The sequence below is a fragment of the Pseudoalteromonas sp. SG43-1 genome, assembly GCF_014164415.1.
Classification (GTDB): Bacteria; Pseudomonadota; Gammaproteobacteria; order Enterobacterales; family Alteromonadaceae; genus Pseudoalteromonas; species Pseudoalteromonas distincta.
On record NZ_JACJFD010000054.1, the window covers coordinates 1 to 4,103 of the forward strand.

Annotated in this window: 4 protein-coding genes and 1 pseudogene; 3 read left to right on the top strand and 2 right to left on the bottom strand. The window is 36.4% G+C overall.

Going from position 1 to position 4,103, the window contains the following annotated elements:
* A pseudogene (locus H5159_RS20580) lies at positions 1 to 296 on the bottom strand (glutamate--tRNA ligase family protein); the annotation flags it as partial.
* Between the two features lie 245 nt (positions 297 to 541).
* Between H5159_RS20580 and H5159_RS20585 the strand changes: the two are divergent.
* From H5159_RS20585 to H5159_RS20595, 3 genes are all read left to right on the top strand, one after another.
* The gene (locus H5159_RS20585; RefSeq protein ID WP_182780953.1) at positions 542 to 1,672 is read left to right on the top strand and encodes a PIN domain-containing protein; all 1,131 of its coding nucleotides are present in this window, start codon (positions 542 to 544) and stop codon (positions 1,670 to 1,672) included.
* Between the two features lie 105 nt (positions 1,673 to 1,777).
* The gene (locus tag H5159_RS20590; protein WP_182780954.1) at positions 1,778 to 2,848 is read left to right on the top strand and encodes a PIN domain-containing protein; all 1,071 of its coding nucleotides are present in this window, start codon (positions 1,778 to 1,780) and stop codon (positions 2,846 to 2,848) included.
* 18 nt (positions 2,849 to 2,866) lie between these two features.
* On the top strand, positions 2,867 to 3,688 hold the full coding sequence (locus tag H5159_RS20595; RefSeq protein WP_182780955.1) for a potassium channel family protein: 822 nt from the start codon (positions 2,867 to 2,869) through the stop codon (positions 3,686 to 3,688).
* A gap of 31 nt (positions 3,689 to 3,719) precedes the next feature.
* Here the strand turns inward: H5159_RS20595 and H5159_RS20600 are convergent, their stop codons facing one another.
* Positions 3,720 to 4,019 carry a 2OG-Fe(II) oxygenase gene (locus H5159_RS20600; protein WP_182780956.1) on the bottom strand — a complete coding sequence of 100 codons (300 nt, stop codon included), beginning with the start codon at positions 4,017 to 4,019 and terminating at the stop codon, positions 3,720 to 3,722.
* Positions 4,020 to 4,103: the final 84 nt, after the last annotated feature.

Here is a 4,103-nt window from a genome sequence, read left to right on the forward strand (position 1 = left end):
AGTGTGAACTTTTCACGCTCATCTGGCATTGACCAACCCATACGACCTAAGTAGTTAAGCACGGCTTCTGGCAGGTAACCCATTTCTTTATAGTAGTTAATAGACGTTGGGTTTTTACGCTTAGACAGCTTTGATTTATCTGGGTTACGTAGTAATGGTAAGTGACCAAGTACTGGCGCTTCCCAACCAAAATCTTCATATAGTTTTAATAACTTAGGTGCTGAGTTAATCCACTCTTCACCACGGAAAATATGACTAATTTCCATATGGTGGTCGTCAACTACGTTCGCTAAAAAGCATAAATTTAGAGTGGGTGTCTTGTTAATTTCTGTATCTTGTTAATTTCTGTACAACTCATATACTAAGAAAATGGAGCAATGTATTTTCACATCTTCAGATAATCAATAGGAAGAATAATATTTATATCTGGCAATAAGTTACACTATTTGATAATAATAGTTGATTATCGAATAAGAAAGTTTTTTGCGTACTATAGGGAAGAGACTTCTGATTAAACAGTTGTGCACTAATGAGGTAGTAAATGAGCTCAGATGAAACTGAAGAATATGGAGCAATTCTTGTTGATACTTCTATATTTATTGCCAATGGATTAAGGCTTGAAAAGGGCTTACTTGGAAAGTTAAGCCAATTTAAAGATAGCGATATAGATTATCTATTGCCTGATGTTATAAAAGGTGAAGTAAAAAGCCATTTAGAAATAAAAGTAAAAAGTGCCAAAGCATCTTTAGATAAAGCTTTCAATGATGCTGGAGATTATCTTTTTTTCGAAGGTAGCGAACTTAATGATGCTAAATCAATTTTAATAGATAGTGATGAAATTGAGGGGATTGCGTTAAGTCGCGTTGATAAATTTATAGCTAACTCAGATGCTTTAGTACTTGAGTGCGGTGATTACCTATCAGTTTCAGAGCTATTACAGCAATACTTCCAGAACGCAGCACCTTTTGCTGAAACCGGAAAAAAGAAAAGCGAATTTCCGGATGCTATTGTTCTTTTGGCAACAGAAGCATGGGCAGAAGAAAATAGTATTAGAGTTTTAGCTGTTGCTAGTGATCGCGACTGGAAAAACTATTGCGAAGTATCAGATAACATTGATTGTACAGATAACTTTGCAGACGCTCTGAGTAAATTCAACAAAGCAACAGCGCCTTTTGCTTTTTTGTCCCTATTGCTAGATAAGTTGGGGCGAGAAGATGATGATGATGCAGCAAACTTCGTTGAAAAAATTCATAACAATGTTGAAAGTTACTTTGATGGTTTTGCGCCAGATCAAGAAGCTGACTCATTTTATTATTGGGAACCAGATGGTTGTCACGGTTGGTTAAACGACTTCGAATTAGCTGATAATAACTTTAAAATAATAGATCATGCCGAAGATTATATTGTCCTAGAAGTAAGTGCCAACATTACAGTTGACGTTGAAGGTGAATTCTCACTATCTCAGTATGATTCAATGGATCGCGAGCATATGTATCTTGGTCGCGTTACAGCTAGCGTTACAGAAGAATTTACTTCCGAAATACTAATTACAGTATGTGGCGATTTAACTGGTCCTCTATCAGATCTAGATATCCAGGATATTGAAGTGGTTAATCCTATAACTTCGGTGGACTTTGGTACTTTAGAGCCTGATTATGGCGAGAGTGATTAAAAGCACATAATAAAAATTGCTGCGGGAAATTTACTTGCCATTGCTCTCTAAATCTCCCGGAGAGCTTGGTGTTTGGTCTCATTCTTAAAACTAAGGGATAAATTTTTGATCGCCATTATACTTGACAGTAATATATTCTATGGAGACCCCTTGTGGCGTGGCCCTGTATTCAAAAAAATACTGGAACTATCTAACCTTGAAGTACTCAGGATATTGATTTCTGATGTAGTGCTTAAAGAAGTAATAAGAAATTCGAAGAAAGAATTTGATCTTCACTTTAAGTCTATAAAAGAGGGCGTATCAGGAATAGCAAAGTTAACAGAAGGTTTTGACCACTCATTTATAGACAAACTTCCTAATGATTGTGAACGTAAAATAATTGAACGGTTTAGCTCCCTAGAGAAAGAGGGCCTAATAGATATTGTTAAGCCCAAGGACGAAATACTCAGCGAACTAATTGATCGTGCAGTTGATAAAATAAAACCATTTTCCGAGAAAAAGGAAGAGTTTAGAGATGGAGTAATCTGGCTATCTTGCATTCAATTCGCACTATCTGAAAAGTTCGAGAGAATATATTTTATATCTAAAAATATATCTGATTTTTGCGAGAAAAGAGGGTCGAAAACACTCCACAGAGATTTAAAGCGTGACTGCCCTAATGCGGAATTAAAAACAAACATTCGTGACTTTCTTGATACTGAAGAGGATTTTCTTCAGGCTAAAATAGAGGACGCTTCTTTGCTTGCTATGCGCTCTTGGTTAGAGGAGGAGGTGTATGATGAAGACGAGATCACAAAATTGCTTCAAGACCATTCGAACAGCACCTTATCTGGGGAGATATCCTCAATTGTTGATGGTTGGGAGCCTTCAGACTTTAATCCAGATCTGCATACTGGTTACGTGCAAAGCTATGAAAGTGGTAGTATAAGAGTTGTAGATGGAAGTTTGAGCTTCGATGTCAGCCCTGAATTTGTCACTATTTCCGGTTCAGCATGCTTAGACTTTGAGGTCGAGATATATGAATATAATCCATCTTATGATGAGAGCAGTGAAAAGTACTTATACGCAGGTGAAAAAGAAGTTCAAATTGAAGTCGACTTTGAATTCACCATATCACCTAGCGAGCCTGTTCCAGATTGGATTGACATTAATAATGTCCAATCTAAAAACGGCTAAAAAGGCAATTAAATAATCATGATCGAAGCTAAAAGTAAAAAAATAAAACTAGCAAAAAAGTTATCCTTAATATTCACAGCCTTTGTACTATCTTTCGGCGTGATTTACTGGTTGCTCGGTTGCATTGATGGACATGGCGTTTATTCTGGAAAAACTAAGGCTGGTTTCTTTGACTCCATTTATTTTAGTGTTGTATCGATTACAACACTAGGTTACGGCGACTTTACACCATCTGGAGTAGCTAGAGTCTTCGCATCTCTAGAATCTATTTTTGGTTTGATTTTTGTTGGTTTTGGAATATCCCAAGTTCTCTCTGTAAAACAAGATTTGGTGGTTGAGTACATAGTAAACGATCGTATTCTACAAACGTATAATGAATGTATTGTTAATCTCGCAGATGCCAAAGAACTGATAGGTGACCGCAGGCGACTCATAAAGCATAAGTCTAAAGTTGACGAATTGGATTTCATTTACAATAGATCCAACCCTTTTTATCCTGCATTGAAATCTATACAAACTCTTAATGGTTATACCGCACACATTGAGGAGATAGAAAAAACTGAATTGCTAGGGAAACATATTGAACGGGCATCACACCATGTAGAGGAACTCGTTGGATTTAGTCGTAGATATATATCTGCATTAGAGAATAACGGGACACACTGGCAAACTCCACGAACAAAGAAAATCCTTATCCACCTATGTGATGCAACTGATACTTTTGTTGATAAATATATTCCCTACACCAAATATGGCACCTCCAGCTACAAGAACGGAGGCCTTTATAAAGATATTGTTCAGAGTATTGTGAATAACATACGAAATAGTTGTGTAAAATAAGCCTACGACTATTAATAAGTAAAAGTGCAAATTATATATTAAGCGCAAAGCTCAGTAGTACACGCTTTCCAGACTCGATTTTAGATACGCTGTGTTCGTACTTATCGGGTCTGAATAAATACACGCGATTAAATAAATTTATAATGCATTTTGAGCATTTAAATACCCCACCCGCTTTAGGTTTCTCTAATACAAAATTGAGCTTGTAATAGCGCCCTTGCTGCACAGGGTCAATATGGTTCATTTCGCTATGATTGGTTGGGTAAGTAACAAGGTTTATCGAAAATGTATTACTGCTAAAAATGGCTTTGTTTTTAACGGTTGCAATCATACTGCCTCCTATGAGTTTATATGTCCTATTGTATCATTGGGCTAAGTACTAATACTTTAGTTAAACAATATCAAAATACGATGT